The sequence below is a fragment of the Streptomyces sp. NPDC050315 genome (genome assembly GCF_040655775.1).
Lineage (GTDB): Bacteria > Actinomycetota > Actinomycetes > Streptomycetales > Streptomycetaceae > Streptomyces.
Window position 1 is genome coordinate 314,697 of sequence record NZ_JBFAKN010000004.1, and the last position, 17,265, is coordinate 331,961.

Here is a 17,265-nt window from a genome sequence, read left to right on the forward strand (position 1 = left end):
CTCTTGATCACGTCACCCTTACGTGCATTTCGTTCATGTAAACGTCGGCAGGCAAACTTATGCACATGCGCCTCCCCCGCCCCCGCAGCCTGGCCGGGCAGCTTTTCGCCGTGCAGGCCGTGCTGATCGCGGTCGTCGTGGCGGGCTGCGCCGTCTTCGCCTACCTGTCCGCGAGCGAGCAGGCGGAGGAGACCGCCCGGCGGCAGGCGACGGCCTGTGCCACGGCGGTCGCCGATTCGCCGTACGTCGAGCAGGCGGTCCGTTCTCAGGACCCCACGAAGCTGCTCCAGCCCTACACGGAGGACGTGCGCAAGGACGCCGGTGTCGCCTTCGTCGTCGTGATGGACACCGACAAGACCCGGTATACCCATACGAAGCCGTCCGCCATCGGCAAGAAGTACCTGGGGCACATCGGCCCGGCGCTGCGCGGCGAGGTCTTCCACGAGACGCACCGCGGCACCCTGGGGCCGTCCGTCCGCGTCGTGGCGCCGGTGCGGGACCGCGGGAAGGTCGTCGCGCTGGTCAGCTCCGGGATCACGGTCGAGACGATCAGCGGCGGGCTGCGCCGCCAGATGCTGTCGCTGATCGCCGTCGCGGCCGCCGCGCTGGCCCTGGGCGGCCTCGGCACGTACGTGATCAACGCCCGGCTGCGCCGGCACACGCACGGCATGAACGCCGCCGAGCTGAGCCGGCTGCACGACTACCACCAGGCCGCGCTGCACGCCGTACGCGAAGGGCTGCTACTGCTCGACGGGCGGCGCGCGGTCGCCCTGATCAACGACGGGGCGCGGGAGCTGCTGGGGCTGGCCGGGGACGCAGTGGGCCGGCCGGTCGCGGACCTCGGGCTGCCCGCGCCGCTCACCGAGGCGCTGCTCGACCCCGCGCCCCGCGTGGACGAGCTGCACCTCACCGCAGACCGGGTGGTCGTCGTGAACACCGCGCCGGTCGACGACGGCGAGCGGCGCGGCACGATGGTCACCCTGCGGGACCACACCGAGCTGCAGGCGCTCTCCGGCGAGCTGGACTCGGTACGCGGCTTCGCGGAGGCGCTGCGCTCCCAGGCGCACGAGGCCGCCAACCGGCTGCACACCGTCGTCTCGCTGATCGAGCTGGGCCGGGCGGAGGAGGCGGTGGAGTTCGCCACCGCGGAGCTGGAGCTGGCCCAGGCGCTCACCGACCGGGTGGTGGGCGCGGTCGGCGAGCCGGTGCTGGCCGCGCTGCTGCTCGGCAAGGCCGCGCAGGCGAACGAGTACGGTGTGGAGCTCACCCTGACCGAGGACAGCGGGATCGACGACGGGCTGCTGCCCGGCTGGCTGCCGGCCCGCGACCTGGTGACCGTACTGGGCAACCTCATCGACAACGCGACCGACGCGGCGGCGGGCGGGCGCCCGGCGGGCGAGCCGGGCCGCGTCGTGGTCACCGTGCGCGCCGCGGACGGCGAGCTGCTGCTGCGGGTCGCCGACTCCGGGCCCGGCGTGGACCCCGGCCACGCCGAGGAGATCTTCCGGCGCGGCTGGACGACCAAGGCGGCGGGCCCTACGGTGCACGGCCGGGGCCTCGGGCTGGCCATCGTGCGGCAGACCGTGCGGCGGCACGGCGGTACGGTCACGCTGGAGCGGGCCCCCGAGGGCGGCGCGGCGTTCGCCGTCCGCCTGCCACTGCGGACGGAGCTGCGGGAATGACCTCACAGGACGACGGCGGGCGCACGCCCACGCGCCCGGAAAGACCCCTCCGGGTACTGGTCGTCGAGGACGACCCCGTGGCCGCCGACGCGCACGCGCTGTACGTCGGCCGGGTCGAGGGCTTCACCGTCTCCGGTACGGTGCACACCGCCGCGGCGGCCCGCCGCCACCTCGACCAGCACCCCGTCGACCTGGTCCTGCTGGACCTCTTCCTGCCGGACGGGCACGGGCTGCAGCTCGTACGGACGCTGCGCGCGGCGGGCCATACGGCGGACATCTTCGCCGTCACCTCGGCCCGCGACCTGACCGTCGTCCGCGAGGGCGTCTCCCTCGGCATCGTCCAGTACGTCCTGAAGCCCTTCACCTTCTCCACGCTGCGCGACCGGCTCACCCGTTACGCCGTCTTCCGCTCGGCGGCGGGCGAGGCCAGCGGCCAGGACGAGGTGGACCGGGCCATCGCCGCGCTGCGCGCTCCGCGCCCCGCGACCCTGCCCAAAGGGCTGACCCCGGCGACGCTCCGGGCCGTGACGGACGCGCTGCGGGCTGCCCCCGAGGGGCTGTCGGCGGGCGCCGCGGCCGAGACGGTGGGCATCTCCCGCATCACGGCGCGGCGTTATCTGGAGCACCTCGTGGACGCCGGACGGGCGGTCCGGGCCCCGCAGTACGGCCACGTCGGGCGGCCCGAATTGCGGTACCGCTGGTCGGACCATTGACCTGACCAACCGGTCACCTTACGGTCACCGTGCAGCCCACCGTGGCCAGTTGGAGGTACCGCCGTGCGTCCTTCCGTCCCGCTGATGCTCCTCTCCGCCGTACTCGCCGCTGCCACGCTGACCGCCTGCGGCGGCGGCTCCGGGAGCGACCCGGATGTCATCAAGGTCTCGTTCAAGCAGTCCACGGACAACAAGGTCCGGGTCATGGACACGTACCTGGCCGGGGTGAAGAAGGAGTTCGAGAAGGCGAACCCGGGCAAAAAGGTGAAGCTGGTGCCGATCAAGGCACCGGACTCCGAGTACTACACGAAGCTCCAGCAGATGCTGCGCTCCCCCAAGACCGCGCCCGACCTCGTGTACGAGGACACCTTCCTCATCAACTCCGACATCACCAGCGGCTATCTGAAGCCCCTCGACCCCTACCTGGACAAGTGGCAGGACTGGGGGCAGTTCATCGACACCGCGAAGACCGCGGCCCGGGGCCAGGACGGCAAGACGTACGGCGTGCCGGACGGCACCGACACCCGCGGCCTGTGGTTCAACAAGGACATCTTCAAGAAGGCGGGCCTGCCCGCGGACTGGCAGCCGAAGAACTGGGAGGACATCCTCGACACCGCCCGCACCCTCAAGAAGAAGGTCCCCGGCGTCATCCCGCTGAACGTCTACACCGGCAAGCCCGCGGGCGAGATGGCCACGATGCAGGGCTTCGAAATGCTGCTCTACGGCACGGGCGAGGACCCGCTGTACGACCCGGACAAGAAGAAGTGGGTCGCCGGCGGCAAGGGCTTCAAGGACTCCCTGAAGTTCGTGGAGACCGTGTACAAGGAGAAGCTCGGCCCGGAGGTCTCCGACGCGCTCGACCCGAACATCGGCGCCCGCGCCCGCGGCGAACTGCTGCCCGAGGGAAAGCTCGCCATCAACCTGGACGGCTCCTGGCTGCCCCAGGACTGGATCGAGGGGTCGGGCCACGAATGGCCCGAGTGGTCCGAGGAGCTGGGCCTCGCGCACATGCCCACGCAGCACGGCCGGGCTCCCGGAAAGGTGAGCATGTCGGGCGGCTGGACGTGGGCGATCCCCGCCAAGGCGGGCAATCCGGATCTGGCCTTCGAGTTCATCAAGACCATGCAGACCAAGAAGAACGCGCAGAAGTGGTACATCGCCAACTCCGGCATCGCGGTCCGGAAGGACGTCGCCGAGGACCCGCAGTACGTGAAGGCGCAGCCCGGCATCAAGTTCTTCACCGACCTGGTCGCGCACACCCACTACCGGCCGGCCTACCCCGCGTATCCGAAGGTCTCCACCGCGATCCAGGAAGCCATGGAGGGCGTCACGACGGGCGACACTTCGGTGGCGGAGGCGGCGAAGACCTATAACGAGGAGCTGGACTCGATCACCGACGGCCAAGTGGTCAAGAAGTGAGCGCGGTCGGTACGCGCTCCGCGGTCGAGAAGCCCACCGGGGCCCCCGCCCGGCGCCCGCGCCGCAGCCTGGCGCGGGCCCTGCCGGTGACCCCCGGCGTCGTCCTGCTGCTGCTCTTCCTCGCGGGCCCGATCGGCTACTGCGTCTACCTCGCCTTCACCGACCTCCAACTGACCGGCCAGGCGGAATCGTCCTTCATCGGCCTGGACAACTTCACCGAGGCCTTCGGCGACAAGGACTTCCTCAACGCCGTCTGGCTCACCCTGGTCTTCACGGTCGTCTCGTCCCTGATCGGCCAGAACACCCTGGGTCTGACGCTCGCGGCCCTGATGCAGCGCGCCTCCGGACCGGTGCGCACGCTCACCGGCGGCATCGTGGTGGTGGCCTGGGTGCTCCCGGAAGTGGTGGCGGGCTTCCTCCTCTACGCCTTCTTCCGCCGCGAAGGCACCCTGAACGCGGTGCTCGACTGGCTGCACTTGCCGCCCCAGAACTGGCTCTACACTCTCCCCATCCTGGCGGTCTCCTTCGCCAACGTCTGGCGCGGCACGGCCTTTTCGATGCTGGTGTACTCGGCGGCCCTGAACGAGATCCCCAAGGAGATCACCGAGGCCGCGCAGGTCGACGGCGCGAGCGGCCGGCGCCGGATGTGGCACATCACGCTCCCGATGATCCGCCGCTCCATCGGCACCAACCTGATGCTCAACACCCTCCAGACCCTCTCGGTCTTCGGTCTGATCTGGGTGATGACCCGCGGCGGCCCCGGCAACCGCAGCCAGACGCTCCCCCTGTACATGTACGAACAGGCCTTCCAGAACAGCATGATCGGCTACGCGACGGCCGTGGCCCTGCTCCTCCTCCTGGTCGGCTCCCTCTTCTCCCTCGTCTACATGCGCCTGCTGCGCACGGAGGTCTGAGTGCCCGGCTCCGTAAAGCGCACCCCGACCGTCGGCTCCGTGAAGCGCACCCCGACCGTCGGCTCCGTGAAGCGCACCCCGACCGTCGGCTCCGTGAAGCGCACCCCGGCCTTCCGCCGCACCACCCGCCGCCTCGCGGCGGACGCGGCGCTCCTGCTGGTCGCGGCCGCCTTCGTCCTGCCCCTGGCCTGGGTGGTCCTCTCCTCCCTCGACGCGCAGGCCGACCTGAAGGTGAAGATCCCGAACGAGCTCACCCTCACCAACTTCGACGCGGTCCTCGTCCCCGACGTCACCTTCACCCCGCTCCTCAACAGCCTGATCCTGTGCGGCGGGGCGACCCTCCTGACGATCGTCTGCGCGGCCCTGGCGGCCTACCCGCTGTCCCGCTACCGCTCCCGTACGGGCAGCGCCTTCCTGGCCACGATCCTCTTCGCCACCTGCCTGCCGATCACGGCGATCATGGTCCCGGTGTACGCCCTGTTCGTCCAGGTCGAGCTGATCGACACCATGCACGGCACGATCCTGTTCTTCGCGGCGTCCCAACTCCCCTTCGCCGTATGGCTCATGAAGAACTTCATGGACGGCGTACCGAAGGAACTGGAGGAGGCCGCCTGGACCGACGGCGCCTCGCCCATGCAGTCCCTGCTCCGCGTCGTCCTGCCCCTGATGGGGCCGGGCATCGCGGTCGTGACCGTCTACTCCTTCGTCATGATGTGGGGCAACTTCTTCGTCCCCTTCATGCTCCTGCTCGACCCCGAGCAGATGCCCGCCTCGGTCAGCATCAACGACTTCTTCGGCAACCGCGGAACCGTGGTCTACGGCCAGCTCGCAGCCTTCTCCCTCATCTACTCGACCCCGGTCCTCCTCCTGTACATCCTGATCGCGCGACGACTGGGCGGGGGGTTCGCGCTGGGCGGGGCGGTGAAAGGCTGAGCTGTGCGACCTGGCTGAGCGAGCGCTCAGACAGTTGGAGATTTGGCCGAGAATCCTCTCGCCAAGTGGTCACGGTCCGTGAAAAAATCACCCATCGTTACAAGATCACTCTCTGCAACCCGTAGATTGCTACGAGTTTTCGAAGCGAAGGGTAAAACTACCCGCGTAGACACATGTGGGTCGCTTACGGTGTGGCGGTGCACACGCCAGACAGGGGCGAGCGCCGCCCACCCTTCGACGCCCAGGCCGCCAAGCGCATGCGCGAGGCTCTCGGAATGACGCCCGCGCATGTGGCGTACGGCATCAACGCTGCCTATGGAAAACCGATTCAGCCACGGACGATCGCCTCCTGGGAGCGGGGGGACGGATCGCCGACGGAGAGCGAGCTGAACGCGCTCGCGGGGGCGCTGTGGTGCGCGCCCGGGGACCTGCTCGGGACGCCCGACACCTTGCGTGAGTACCGGATCGCGCGCGGCATCGCCGCCGACGACCTCGCGCTGCGGATCGGCATGGAGATCCCGGCGTACGAGCGGATCGAGGCCACCGGGCAGTGGCAGGGCAACGACCGGCAGGCCGCAGCGCTCAAGGCCGAGCTGGACCTTCCGCTGCCCGCGCTGGTCCGGCTGACCGGCCGGGACCGGCAGCTGGCGGAGATGCTGCGCGGCGCCGCGACCACGCGCTGGCAGGCGTATGTGCGGCCGGTCTGCAAGCTGCTCGGGCTGCCGAAGCCGGACGTGCAGAAGGCGCTGGAGCACCTCTTCGAGGAGTACCACCGGCGGATGGCCGGGACCCTGGGCTGGGGCGGCGGGACCGAGAGCGCGACCGAGTCCAGCGACGCGGGCCGCGAGTTCCTGCGCGACGTGCTCGACCACTTCTGGGAGCAGGTCGGGGAGGGATGACCGGCCGGGCCCGCACGCCGGGCCCGCGCAGGGCCCGGCGGGGACCACCGGTCAGTGGGCCGGGCGGGCCGGTCTACCGGCTCCGCCTCAGCGAAGCGGCCCGGTCAGAAGACCGACTCGGCCTCGTCCATGCGGTCCGCCGGCACGGTCTTCAGGTGGGTGACCGCCTCCGCGAGCGGGACCATGGTGATGTCCGTGCCGCGCAGCGCGGTCATCATGCCGAACTCACCGCGGTGCGCGGCCTCGACCGCGTGCCAGCCGAAGCGGGTGGCGAGGACGCGGTCGTACGCGGTGGGGGTGCCGCCGCGCTGCACGTGGCCGAGGATGACCGGGCGGGCCTCCTTGCCGAGGCGCTTCTCCAGCTCGATGGCGAGGTTGGTGCCGATGCCCTGGAAGCGCTCGTGACCGAACTGGTCGATCTCGCCCTTCTTGTAGTCCATCGTGCCGTCGGCGGGGTGGGCGCCCTCGGCGACGCAGACGACGGCGAACTTCTTGCCGCGGGCGAAGCGCTCCTCGACCATCCGGACCAGGTCGGCCGGGTCGAAGGGACGTTCCGGCAGGCAGATGCCGTGGGCGCCGCCGGCCATGCCGGACTCCAGGGCGATCCAGCCCGCGTGCCGGCCCATGACCTCGACGACCATGACGCGCTGGTGCGACTCGGCAGTGGTCTTCAGGCGGTCGATGGCCTCGGTCGCCACGCCGACGGCCGTGTCGAAGCCGAAGGTGCGGTCGGTGGAGGAGATGTCGTTGTCGATCGTTTTCGGTACGCCGACGACAGGGAGTCCGGCGTCCGCCAGCATGCGGGCCGCGGTGAGCGTGCCCTCGCCGCCGATCGGGATGAGGACGTCGATGCCGTAGTCCTTCGACATGTCCTTGGCGTCCTCGCACGCCTGGCGCAGCCGGGCGCGCTCCAGGCGGGAGGAGCCGAGGATCGTGCCGCCGCGGGCGAGGATGCCGCCGACGGCGTCGAGGTCGAGCTTCCGGTAACGGCCGTCGAGCAGACCAGCGAAGCCGTCCTCGAAGCCGATGACCTCGTCGTCGTGCTCGGTGACGGCGCGGTGCACCACAGAGCGGATCACGGCGTTGAGGCCGGGGCAGTCGCCGCCCGCGGTCAGGACTCCGATACGCATCGTGCTGAGTCTCCTGTGCTCGATGTTGGTTCTGGTGAGCAGGTGCGATTCTTTCACGGGCGGGTGACCGGCGCCCTCACACGTCTCGGCCGCCCCACTCCGGGTACCCCTCCCAGGGGCGGTCACCCGCCTCGGCCGTCCCTCTTCGCGCACCGGCGCGCACCATGGACACTGGGAGAGCGGCCTATCCACTGGCGCAGGTATTGTCAAGGGGGGCAAGCCCGCCATAACGGGTAATTTTCCCCTGTGAGCAACGGAAAAGGACGGAGATCGCGCGTGACGCGGAGCGTGTACGTGACCGGCATCGGCCGCGGCGACGGACGGCAGGTCATCGAGCTGGGGGTCATGGAGCTGCTGACCCGCCACGTCGACCGGGTCGGGGTCTTCCGGCCGCTCGTGCACGACGACGGCCCGGACCGCCTCTTCGACCTGCTGCGGTCGCGGTACCGCCTCACCCAGCCCGCCGACTCGGTGTACGGCATGGGGTACGACGCGGCCAGCACCCTACAGGCCGAGCGGGGCACCGACGAGCTGGTCTCGCGGCTGGTGGACCGCTTCCACGCCGTCGCCAGGGAGTACGACTACGTCCTCGTGCTGGGCACGGACTACGCCGACACCAATCTGCCGGACGAGCTGAGCCTGAACGCGCGGCTGGCGAACGAGTTCGGCGCCTCGGTGCTGCCGGTCGTCGCGGGCCGCGACCAGGAGCCGGAGTCCGTACGGGCCGAGGCCCGCAACGCCTACCGCGCCTTCGACTCCATGGGCTGCGACGTGGTCGCCATGGTCGTGAACCGGGTGGCCCCGGCCGACCGCGAGGCCGTCGTGGAGCGGCTGGCGGCGCACCTCCCGGTGCCCTGCTACGCGCTCCCCGAGGACAGCTCGCTCTCCGCGCCGACCGTCTCCCAGATCGTGCACACCCTCGGCGCCGAGGTGCTGCTCGGCGACGACTCGGGGCTGGCCCGGGACGCCCGTGACTTCGTCTTCGGCGGCGCCATGCTGCCGACGTTCCTCAAGGCGCTGACCGAGGGCAGCCTGGTGGTCGCCCCCGGGGACCGCGCGGACCTGATCATCGGCGCGCTCGCCGCGCACAGCGCGGGCGCCCCGCCCATCGCGGGCGTGCTGCTCACCCTCGGCGAGCGCCCGGGCCCGGACATCATGGCGCTGGCCGCCCGGCTCGCCCCCGGCACGCCGGTGATATCCGTGCCCGGCGGGTCCTTCCCGACGGCCGGCGAGCTGTTCGCCATCGAGGGCAAGATGAGCGCCGCCTCGCCGCGCAAGGCCGAGACCGCCCTCGGCCTGTTCGAGCGGCACGTGGACACCGTCGAGCTGACCAAGCGCATCTCGGTACTGAAGTCCGAGCGCGTCACCCCCATGATGTTCGAGCACGAGCTGATCGAGCGGTCCCGCTCCGGGCGCCGCCGCGTCGTACTGCCCGAGGGCACCGAGGAGCGCGTGCTGCGCGCCGCCGACGTGCTGCTCCGCCGGGACGTGTGCGACCTGACGCTGCTGGGCGAGGAGGAGGCGATCCGCAAGCGGGCCGCCGATCTCTCCATCGACCTGGGCGAAGCGCAGATCATCGACCCGCAGACCGCGCCGGTGCGCGAGCGCTTCGCCGAGCGGTACGCGGAGCTGCGCGCCCACAAGGGCGTGACGTACGAGCTGGCGTACGACGTGGTCGCGGACGTGTCGTACTTCGGCACGCTGATGGTCCAGGAGGGCCTGGCCGACGGCATGGTCAGCGGCGCCGTGCACTCGACCGCCGCCACCATCCGACCCGCCTTCGAGGTCATCAAGACCAAGCAGGACGCCGCGATCGTCTCGTCCGTCTTCTTCATGTGCCTGGCCGACCGGGTGCTGGTCTACGGCGACTGCGCGGTCAACCCGGACCCGAACGCCGAGCAGCTGGCCGACATCGCCATCCAGTCCGCCGCGACCGCCGCCCAGTTCGGCGTCGAGCCGCGGATCGCGATGCTCTCGTACTCGACCGGTACGTCGGGGTCCGGCGCCGATGTCGACAAGGTGCGCAAGGCGACCGAGATCGTCCGCGAGCGCCGGCCCGACCTGCTGGTGGAGGGCCCGATCCAGTACGACGCCGCGGTGGACGCGAGCGTCGCCCGCACCAAGCTGCCGGACTCCGAGGTCGCGGGCCGGGCCACCGTGCTGGTGTTCCCGGACCTGAACACCGGCAACAACACCTACAAGGCCGTCCAGCGGTCGGCCGGCGCGGTCGCCGTCGGCCCGGTGCTGCAGGGCCTGCGCAAGCCGGTCAACGACCTCTCGCGCGGCGCCCTGGTGCAGGACATCGTCAACACCGTCGCCATCACGGCCATCCAGGCCCAGGGCGGCACCGCGCCGACCGGCCGCTGACCCCGTATCCCCACCCCCGTAACCGAACCGAAAGCTTTGCCATGACTGCCGACGCCACCCGAGTCCTCGTCCTGAACTCCGGATCCTCCTCGCTGAAGTACCAGCTGCTGGACATGAACGGGGGCACCCGGCTGGCGGTGGGGCTGGTCGAGCGGATCGGCGAGCCGGCCTCGCGGCTGGTGCACACCCCGCTGGCGGCCGGCGGCGAGAAGCGCGAGCGCGAGGAGCGGATGGCCGACCACGACGCCGCGCTGAAGGCCGTCGCGGACGAGCTGTCGGCGGACGGGCTGGGGCTGGACTCCCCCGAGCTGGCCGCGATCGGCCACCGGGTGGTGCACGGCGGGCTGAAGCTGACCGAGCCGACCGTCATCGACGACGCGGTACTGAAGGAGATCGAGCGGCTGGTGCCGGTGGCGCCGCTGCACAACCCCGCGAACATCACGGGCATCAGGACCGCCCAGCGGCTCCGTCCGGACCTGCCGCAGGTGGCGGTCTTCGACACCGCCTTCCACTCGACGATGCCGGAGTACGCGGCCCGGTACGCCATCGACGTGGAGACCGCGGACGCGCACCGCGTGCGCCGGTACGGCTTCCACGGCACCTCGCACGCGTACGTCTCCCGCGAGACCGCCAAGCTGCTCGGCAAGCAGCCGGAGGACGTCAACGTCATCGTGCTGCACCTGGGCAACGGCGCCTCGGCCTCGGCGGTGGCAGGCGGCCGCTGCGTGGACACCTCGATGGGGCTGACCCCGCTGGAAGGCCTGGTCATGGGCACCCGCTCGGGCGACATCGACCCGGCGGTCATCTTCCACCTGGAGCGCAACGCGGGGCTCTCCAGCGACGAGATCGACGAGCTGCTCAACAAGAAGAGCGGCCTGATCGGGCTCTGCGGCGACAACGACATGCGGGAGATCCGGCGGCGTATCGACGAGGGCGACAAGCGGGCTGCGCTCGCGTTCGACATCTACATACACCGGCTGCGCAAGTACATCGGTGCCTACACGGCGGTGCTCGGCCGGGTCGACGCGGTGGCGTTCACCGCGGGCGTCGGCGAGAACGCGGCGCCGGTGCGGGAGGCCGCGGTGCTGGGCCTGGAGGAGATGGGGCTGGCGGTGGACGCGCGGCTGAACGCCGAGCGGTCCGACAAGGCCCGGATCATCTCGCCCGAATACGCCCGCGTGGCGGTCGCCGTGGTGCCGACCGACGAGGAGCTGGAGATCGCCAACCAGACATACGCACTGGTCAGCGCCTAGTTTTCGGCGCTTCCGCCAGGTGGAATATTCCGCTCTGAAACAAACCGATAGGATTCAGCCCATGCGCCGTTCGAAAATCGTCTGCACCCTGGGCCCTGCCGTTGACTCCTTCGATCAGCTCAAGACGCTGATCGAGGCCGGTATGAACGTGGCCCGTTTCAACATGAGCCATGGCACCCACGAGGAGCACGAGGAGCGGTACCACCGGCTCCGCAAGGCCGCCGAGGAGACCGGCCGCGCCGTCGGCGTGCTCGCCGACCTCCAGGGCCCCAAGATCCGCCTGGAGACCTTCGCCGACGGTCCGGTGGAGCTGGTGCGCGGCGACGAGTTCGTCATCACCACCGAGGACGTCCCCGGTGACAAGACCATCTGCGGTACCACCTACAAGGGCCTGCCCGGCGACGTCTCCAAGGGCGACCCGGTACTGATCAACGACGGCAACGTCGCCCTCCAGGTGATCGAGGTCGACGGCCCCCGCGTGCGCTGCATCGTCATCGAGGGCGGCGTCATCTCCGACCACAAGGGCATCAACCTGCCCGGCGCCGCGGTGAACGTGCCGGCGCTGTCCGAGAAGGACATCGAGGACCTGAAGTTCGCCCTGAACATGGGCTGCGACCTGGTCGCGCTGTCCTTCGTGCGGGACGCCAAGGACGTCCAGGACGTGCACCGCGTCATGGACGAGGTCGGCCGCCGGGTGCCGGTGATCGCCAAGGTCGAGAAGCCGCAGGCCGTCGCCAACATGGAAGAGGTCGTCGCCTCCTTCGACGGCGTCATGGTGGCCCGTGGTGACCTGGCGGTGGAGTACCCGCTGGAGAAGGTCCCGATGGTGCAGAAGCGCCTGGTGGAGATGTGCCGGCGGAACGCCAAGCCGGTGATCGTGGCGACCCAGATGATGGAGTCGATGATCACCAACTCCCGCCCGACCCGCGCCGAGGCGTCCGACGTCGCCAACGCGATCCTGGACGGCGCGGACGCGGTCATGCTCTCCGCGGAGTCCTCGGTCGGCCAGTACCCGATCCAGACCGTCAAGACGATGTCGAAGATCGTCGAGGCGGCCGAGGAGGAGCTGCTGTCCAAGGGCCTGCAGCCGCTGGTCCCGGGCAAGAAGCCGCGTACGCAGGGCGGCGCCGTGGCCCGCGCGGCCGCCGAGATGGCCGACTTCCTCAACGGCAAGGCGCTGGTGGCCTTCACCAAGTCCGGTGACACGGCGCGCCGGCTGTCCCGCTATCGCGCGGCCCAGCCGATCCTGGCCTTCACCACCGACGAGTCCACCCGCAACCAGCTCTCGCTGAGCTGGGGCGTGGAGACCTTCGTCGTGCCGCACGTGGACAACACCGACGCGATGGTCGACCTGGTCGACGCCGAGCTGCTCAAGCTCAAGCGCTACAACAAGGGCGACACCATGATCATCACGGCCGGTTCGCCCCCCGGCGTCCCCGGCACCACCAACATGGTCCGGGTGCACCACCTGGGCGACTGACGCCCCGGTACGTACGCGAAGGCCCCGCTCCTCCGAGGAGGAGCGGGGCCTTCGTCTTGCGGCTCCCGGGATGGTTCCGGTGCCCGGGCCGGGCCGGTGGTGCTGCTCAGTCGGTCATGAACTGGTGCAGGCCCGGGACGTGCAGGTTGCCGCCGAACTGGCCCGCCTGGTCGATCTTCACCTTGGTGAAGTAGGCGAACGGCGTGTTGATGGGCGGCGGGTGCTCCGGGTCGAAGGTGACCGGTATCAGGCCGAAGAGGTTGCCCTGCAGCTTCTCGGTGTACATCGTCACCTTGCCGCCGCGGATCGTGGACGTGGAGCCCTCGCGCGCCTGGACGTGGTACTTCTTCCCGGACGTCGGGTCGTCGACGATCTGGTGCAGGTCGCCTATGTCCACGCTGTCGGCGGTGAACTTCAGGGCCTGCTTGGTGGAGCCGTTCTGGGTGGTGACGTTGACGACGCCCTCGTAGTCCAGGCCGCGCAGGGTGAGCGCGGAGGACTCCAGGTGCCAGGGGTCGTCGGGCAGGGTGACGGGGGTCTGCTCGTCCTTGCCCTTCTGCTTGTTCTCAACGACGCAGGGGTAGCCCTTCTTGCCGTTGGCGTCCGTGCCGTCCAGGCCGCCGCCGGGCAGGACGTTGTCGACCGTGCCGACGGCACCGTGGACGGTGTCGTTGGCGGTCTTCGCCCCGTCACCGTGGTTGGTGGCGCTGTCCAGGGTGTCCTTGACCGGCTTGGTCACCTTGTCGGTGGGCGCTTCCGAGGTCTTGGTGTCCTCGGCGGTGTCCTCCGACGCGGATTCGGACGTGGACTCGGACGGGGACGGGCTCGGCGAGGCGGTGGACTCCTCGTCGGACTTGTCGCCGCCGAGCAGGCCGCCGAGCGCGTCACCGACACCGCCCAGCAGGCCGCCGTCCTTCTCCTCCTCCTCGGGGGAGGCGGACGGCGAGGGCGTCGTGGACTCCGACGGCTCGTCGGCGGACGGCTCGGACGTCTTGTCCTCGTCCGTGCCGGAGGGCGAGGGGGAGGGCTTCGCGGACGGCTCGGTCTCCTTGCCGTCCTTCGCGTCGTCCTTCTTTTCCTTGTCCTCGGCCTTGTCCTTGGCGTCCTTGTCTTCCACCTTGTCCGGGGCGGTCACGCACGGACCGCCCCGGAAGGGGCTCTCCGGGGGCTTGGGCTTGGCCATGGCCAGCTGGGGCGTGAGCCCCATGCCCATGAGCACGGCGGAGGGCATGGCGGCGATGGCTATCGCCTTGCCCGCGGGCACGTGCAACCGCGTCAGCAGCGGCTTCCTCGGCGCCGCGTGCCGCCCGGATCTCGCCCCGGCGGCTGCGCCCTCGTCGTGCAGCTCATCACCCGGCACGGTGCCTCCCGTTCGTCCCGTTGGTCGGGCTCTTACCTGACAGGTCGTCCAGTACGCCGCGCGAACCGCCCGCTCCGGCCGCCGCGGTCCGCCCGCCGCCGAACGCGTCGAACCCGTCGCCGGGGCCGCCGTCCGCGTGCTGGGGTCCGCCGTCGGTGTCCTCGCCGGCGGACGTGGCCGGCGCCGGCTTGCCGGGGGCCCAGGAGACCGCCAGCGCACCGCCGATCAGCCCCAGCAGGAAGCCGATCAGGAAGGCGCCGAAGTTGGAGACGACCAGGGACACCAGCGACAGCAGGATCGCCGCGACACCGGCGAAGACCCGTGAAGCGGGCTGGAACCACATGGTCAGACCGAGCACGACCAGCAGCACGCCGATGATCAGCGAGCCGGCGCCCGCCGTCGTCGCCATGCGGACGGTCAGGGAACCGATCGTGAGGTTCGCGTAAGGGATGTACATGATCGGGATGCCGGCGAGCAGGGTCAGCAACCCGGCCCAGTACGGGCGTTGTCCCCGCCAAACCCGGAACGAACGGCGCTGCCGGCCGATTGTCTCGCTCAGCCGTGGTCGCGTGTCGGCGCTCATCTCGTACAGCTCCTCGGGACTGGCAATTCGGTGGTACATGAGCTGGTGGTGCTCGGTGCTGTCGGCGCCCGGCGCACGGGCACAGGGGGGCGGCCCAACGGGCCTGGCGTTCGGTCCCCCGTGCCCGCACGCTCAGTGCGTCAGTAGCACTCGTTCTTGCCCGCGGAAACCTTCATCTTCAGGCCGCTGAGCTTGAACGTGCCGGCGGTGGTCGCCCACGCCGTCTGCTTGACTCCGGTCAGGACGGCCGTGTCGGCCTCCTGGGCGAACGAACCGGGGTCGGCCTTGTCGCCCTTCTTGATGCCGGGGCCCTTGGACGTCGAACCCGCGGCAACACCGATGTTGATGTTGTTGAAGGTCGCGTCCGCTTCCAGCTGGTCCAGGTCGATGTAGAGGTTCTTCGCCTCGACCGGCGTGTCACCGCCACCCGCCTGGAGCTTCATCGACACGTCACCGAAGACCGGGACGGGCACGACGACCGACTGGCACAGGTTCTTGATCTTGGCGCTGGAGAACGCCGAGACCGCCACCGGTATCTGCTTGCCGCCCTTCTGGGCGTCAACGGCTCCGTACTGGACGAAGCCGGTGCCGTCCAGGCGGTCGGTGGCCACCTTGAACTGCTGGCCGGACACGCTGAACGACGCGGCCAGCGCACCCTGCGAGAGGGCCACGCCGATCGCGGCCGTCGCAGCGACGCTCGGCACCATGACGACGGCGAACCGCTTCCATCTGGTCCCGCCACGAGCCAGGGACTCCATGACTTTCCTCCTTCTCGGACGTACATCTCCGGCACCGGCCGCTCGGGTCATGGATGCGGCCGCACCTGGGATGGGAGAAGTGCTACGTCCTCGGGAAGGAGAGCGCCCGTTTCGGAGTTCGTACCTTCCGAATCACCGGCGATCACCCCCGAGCGACAACCACTGGCCACGCTCTCGCGCAACCTCTCTGGACAGGCTCCGCCGGATGGCGAAGACCCCCCTGTCCCGACCGGCGCCACTGCCGCCGGCCGCCCGGTGGGGACCCGTCCCCGCGGCTTCCGATTGGGTACCGGACTGCGGAGTAACGGACCGAGCTTGGCTGATCGTGGTCCATTCAAGGCCGTCGCACAAGGGGCTCGTTACCTACGAGTAACAGACAAATAACTGGCTCTGTACCGAGGGGAACCGCCCCGGTACACAGGGTCGCCTTTAACGCGGAAGAAACATCCGGAAATTACGCCCAAAGCACCCGAAGCCCTACCAGCGCTCTTACTCCAAGTAACAGCGGCCACGCTTACCAAGTTTTGGTAAAACGTGACCGCCGTTCCGTTTGAGGAGGGAGGAGTTGGCGAGCTGTCAGAACAGAACGCGGGCCAGAGCCGTACGCGCGCTCACGACGCGCGGGTCGTCGCCGCCGATGACCTCGAAGAGCTCCAGCAGCCGCACCCGGGCCGCCTCGCGGTCGTCGCCCGCCGTGCGCTTCACGACGTCGACCAGCCGCCCGAAGGCGTCCTCGACGTGCCCGCCGACCAGGTCCAGATCGGCCGCGCGGATCTGCGCCTGCACGTCGGCCGGGCCCTCGGCCGCCTCCTTGCGCACCGCCTGCGGGTCGAGGTCCTGCACGCGGTGCAGCAGCTCGGCCTGCGCGAGGCCGAGCTTCGCCTCGGGGTTGGCCGGGTCGTCGGAGAGCACGTTCTTGTACGCCTGGATGGCACCGCCGAGGTCGCCGGAGTCCAGCGCCTGGGTCGCGGCCTCCAGCAGCGCGTCGTACGGACCGGCCGGGACGGGCGCCTCGGCGGGCTCCTCGACGCCCTGCGCCGCCGGGTCGACGGGCGCGCCGACGATGCCGAACTGCTGCTCGGCGGCCTGCACCAGCTGGTCCAGCACCTGCCGGATCTGCGCCTCCGGGGCCGCGCCCTGGAACAGCGGGATCGGCTGACCCGCGACGACGGCGAACACCGCCGGGATGCCCTGCACCCCGAACTGCTGGAAAAGGGCCTGGTTACTGTCTACGTCGATCTTGGCGAGCACGAACTTGCCGGCGTACTCCGCCGCCAGGCGCTCCAGCAGCGGGCCCAGCTGCTTGCACGGCTCGCACCACTCGGCCCAGAAGTCGATGACGACCGGGACCTCGGTGGAGCGCTGCAGGATCTCCTGCTGGAACCCCGCCTCGTCGACGTCGACCACGAGCCGGCCGCCGGCCGCCGGGGCCTGACCGGTACGCGCCGCTTCGGCGCGCGCCTGTTCCGCTTTCTGCTTCGCTTCCCCGGCCGCCTTCACCGCGGCGAGGTCGACCACTCCACTCATGGACATATTGCGTGGCTGCATGGTCCCATCCTCCCCCCTGAGCGGGCCGTTCCGGAAAGCGGTGCGGTAAATCCAGGGCCCCCATGGCCCTGGACCCCGCGAGGTGAGCTCCGTACCCTGCCCGCATCCCGCCGGATTGCCTGAAGCGGGCCGGAGACGGAGCTCTGTGGTGGTCCCGAGGAGGACCGGTATGTGCTGGTTCCCGAGGGGGAACCGGTCTGTGGTGGCCGGGGTCCCCACCCGCGGC

General features: G+C 70.2%; 14 protein-coding genes. 9 read left to right on the forward strand and 5 right to left on the reverse strand.

Features of this window, described 5'->3' with window-relative positions; all coding sequences use genetic code 11:
* The first annotated feature begins 65 nt into the window (after positions 1-65).
* The 6 genes from AB0I82_RS16655 (at position 66) to AB0I82_RS16680 (ending at position 6,560) form a co-directional block, all read left to right on the forward strand.
* A complete protein-coding gene (locus AB0I82_RS16655; protein ID WP_363257972.1) occupies positions 66-1,682 on the forward strand; it encodes a sensor histidine kinase in 1,617 nt (538 codons plus the stop codon).
* The gene (locus tag AB0I82_RS16660) at positions 1,679-2,395 is read left to right on the forward strand and encodes a response regulator (RefSeq protein ID WP_363257973.1); all 717 of its coding nucleotides are present in this window, start codon (positions 1,679-1,681) and stop codon (positions 2,393-2,395) included. The genes AB0I82_RS16655 and AB0I82_RS16660 overlap by 4 nt, the downstream gene beginning before the upstream one ends.
* Before the next feature lie 63 nt (positions 2,396-2,458).
* Positions 2,459-3,814: an ABC transporter substrate-binding protein gene (locus AB0I82_RS16665; protein ID WP_363257975.1), complete on the forward strand. Its 1,356-nt coding sequence runs from the start codon at positions 2,459-2,461 to the stop codon at positions 3,812-3,814.
* Positions 3,815-3,882: 68 nt separating this feature from the next.
* Positions 3,883-4,728: a sugar ABC transporter permease gene (locus AB0I82_RS16670; protein ID WP_363258399.1), complete on the forward strand. Its 846-nt coding sequence runs from the start codon at positions 3,883-3,885 to the stop codon at positions 4,726-4,728.
* Between the two features lie 93 nt (positions 4,729-4,821).
* Positions 4,822-5,661, forward strand: a complete 840-nt coding sequence (locus tag AB0I82_RS16675; protein WP_363258400.1) for a carbohydrate ABC transporter permease — start codon at positions 4,822-4,824, stop codon at positions 5,659-5,661.
* Between the two features lie 197 nt (positions 5,662-5,858).
* The gene (locus AB0I82_RS16680; RefSeq protein ID WP_363257976.1) at positions 5,859-6,560 is read left to right on the forward strand and encodes a helix-turn-helix transcriptional regulator; all 702 of its coding nucleotides are present in this window, start codon (positions 5,859-5,861) and stop codon (positions 6,558-6,560) included.
* A 104-nt stretch (positions 6,561-6,664) separates the two neighbouring features.
* Here the strand turns inward: AB0I82_RS16680 and AB0I82_RS16685 are convergent, their stop codons facing one another.
* Positions 6,665-7,690, reverse strand: coding sequence for a 6-phosphofructokinase (locus AB0I82_RS16685; RefSeq protein WP_363257977.1), 1,026 nt, complete (start codon positions 7,688-7,690; stop codon positions 6,665-6,667).
* A 276-nt stretch (positions 7,691-7,966) separates the two neighbouring features.
* Between AB0I82_RS16685 and pta the strand changes: the two genes are divergently transcribed.
* From pta to pyk, 3 genes are all read left to right on the forward strand, one after another.
* Positions 7,967-10,057, forward strand: coding sequence for a phosphate acetyltransferase (gene pta / locus AB0I82_RS16690; protein WP_363257978.1), 2,091 nt, complete (start codon positions 7,967-7,969; stop codon positions 10,055-10,057).
* 41 nt (positions 10,058-10,098) lie between these two features.
* On the forward strand, positions 10,099-11,310 hold the full coding sequence (locus AB0I82_RS16695) for an acetate kinase (protein ID WP_363257979.1): 1,212 nt from the start codon (positions 10,099-10,101) through the stop codon (positions 11,308-11,310).
* Positions 11,311-11,371: 61 nt separating this feature from the next.
* Positions 11,372-12,790 carry a pyruvate kinase gene (gene pyk / locus AB0I82_RS16700; RefSeq protein ID WP_363257980.1) on the forward strand — a complete coding sequence of 473 codons (1,419 nt, stop codon included), beginning with the start codon at positions 11,372-11,374 and terminating at the stop codon, positions 12,788-12,790.
* A 106-nt stretch (positions 12,791-12,896) separates the two neighbouring features.
* Here the strand turns inward: pyk and AB0I82_RS16705 are convergent, their stop codons facing one another.
* From AB0I82_RS16705 to AB0I82_RS16720, 4 genes are all read right to left on the reverse strand, one after another.
* Complete coding sequence (locus AB0I82_RS16705) at positions 12,897-14,150, reverse strand: hypothetical protein (RefSeq protein WP_363257981.1); 1,254 nt, start codon at positions 14,148-14,150, stop codon at positions 12,897-12,899.
* Positions 14,140-14,733 (reverse strand): DUF6114 domain-containing protein, encoded by a 594-nt coding sequence (locus AB0I82_RS16710; RefSeq protein ID WP_363257982.1) that lies wholly within the window; start codon positions 14,731-14,733, stop codon positions 14,140-14,142. The genes AB0I82_RS16705 and AB0I82_RS16710 overlap by 11 nt, the downstream gene beginning before the upstream one ends.
* A 140-nt stretch (positions 14,734-14,873) precedes the next feature.
* Positions 14,874-15,491: a DUF6230 family protein gene (locus tag AB0I82_RS16715; protein WP_030258381.1), complete on the reverse strand. Its 618-nt coding sequence runs from the start codon at positions 15,489-15,491 to the stop codon at positions 14,874-14,876.
* Positions 15,492-16,067: 576 nt separating this feature from the next.
* On the reverse strand, positions 16,068-17,039 hold the full coding sequence (locus AB0I82_RS16720; RefSeq protein ID WP_363257983.1) for a tetratricopeptide repeat protein: 972 nt from the start codon (positions 17,037-17,039) through the stop codon (positions 16,068-16,070).
* Positions 17,040-17,265 lie beyond the last annotated feature (226 nt).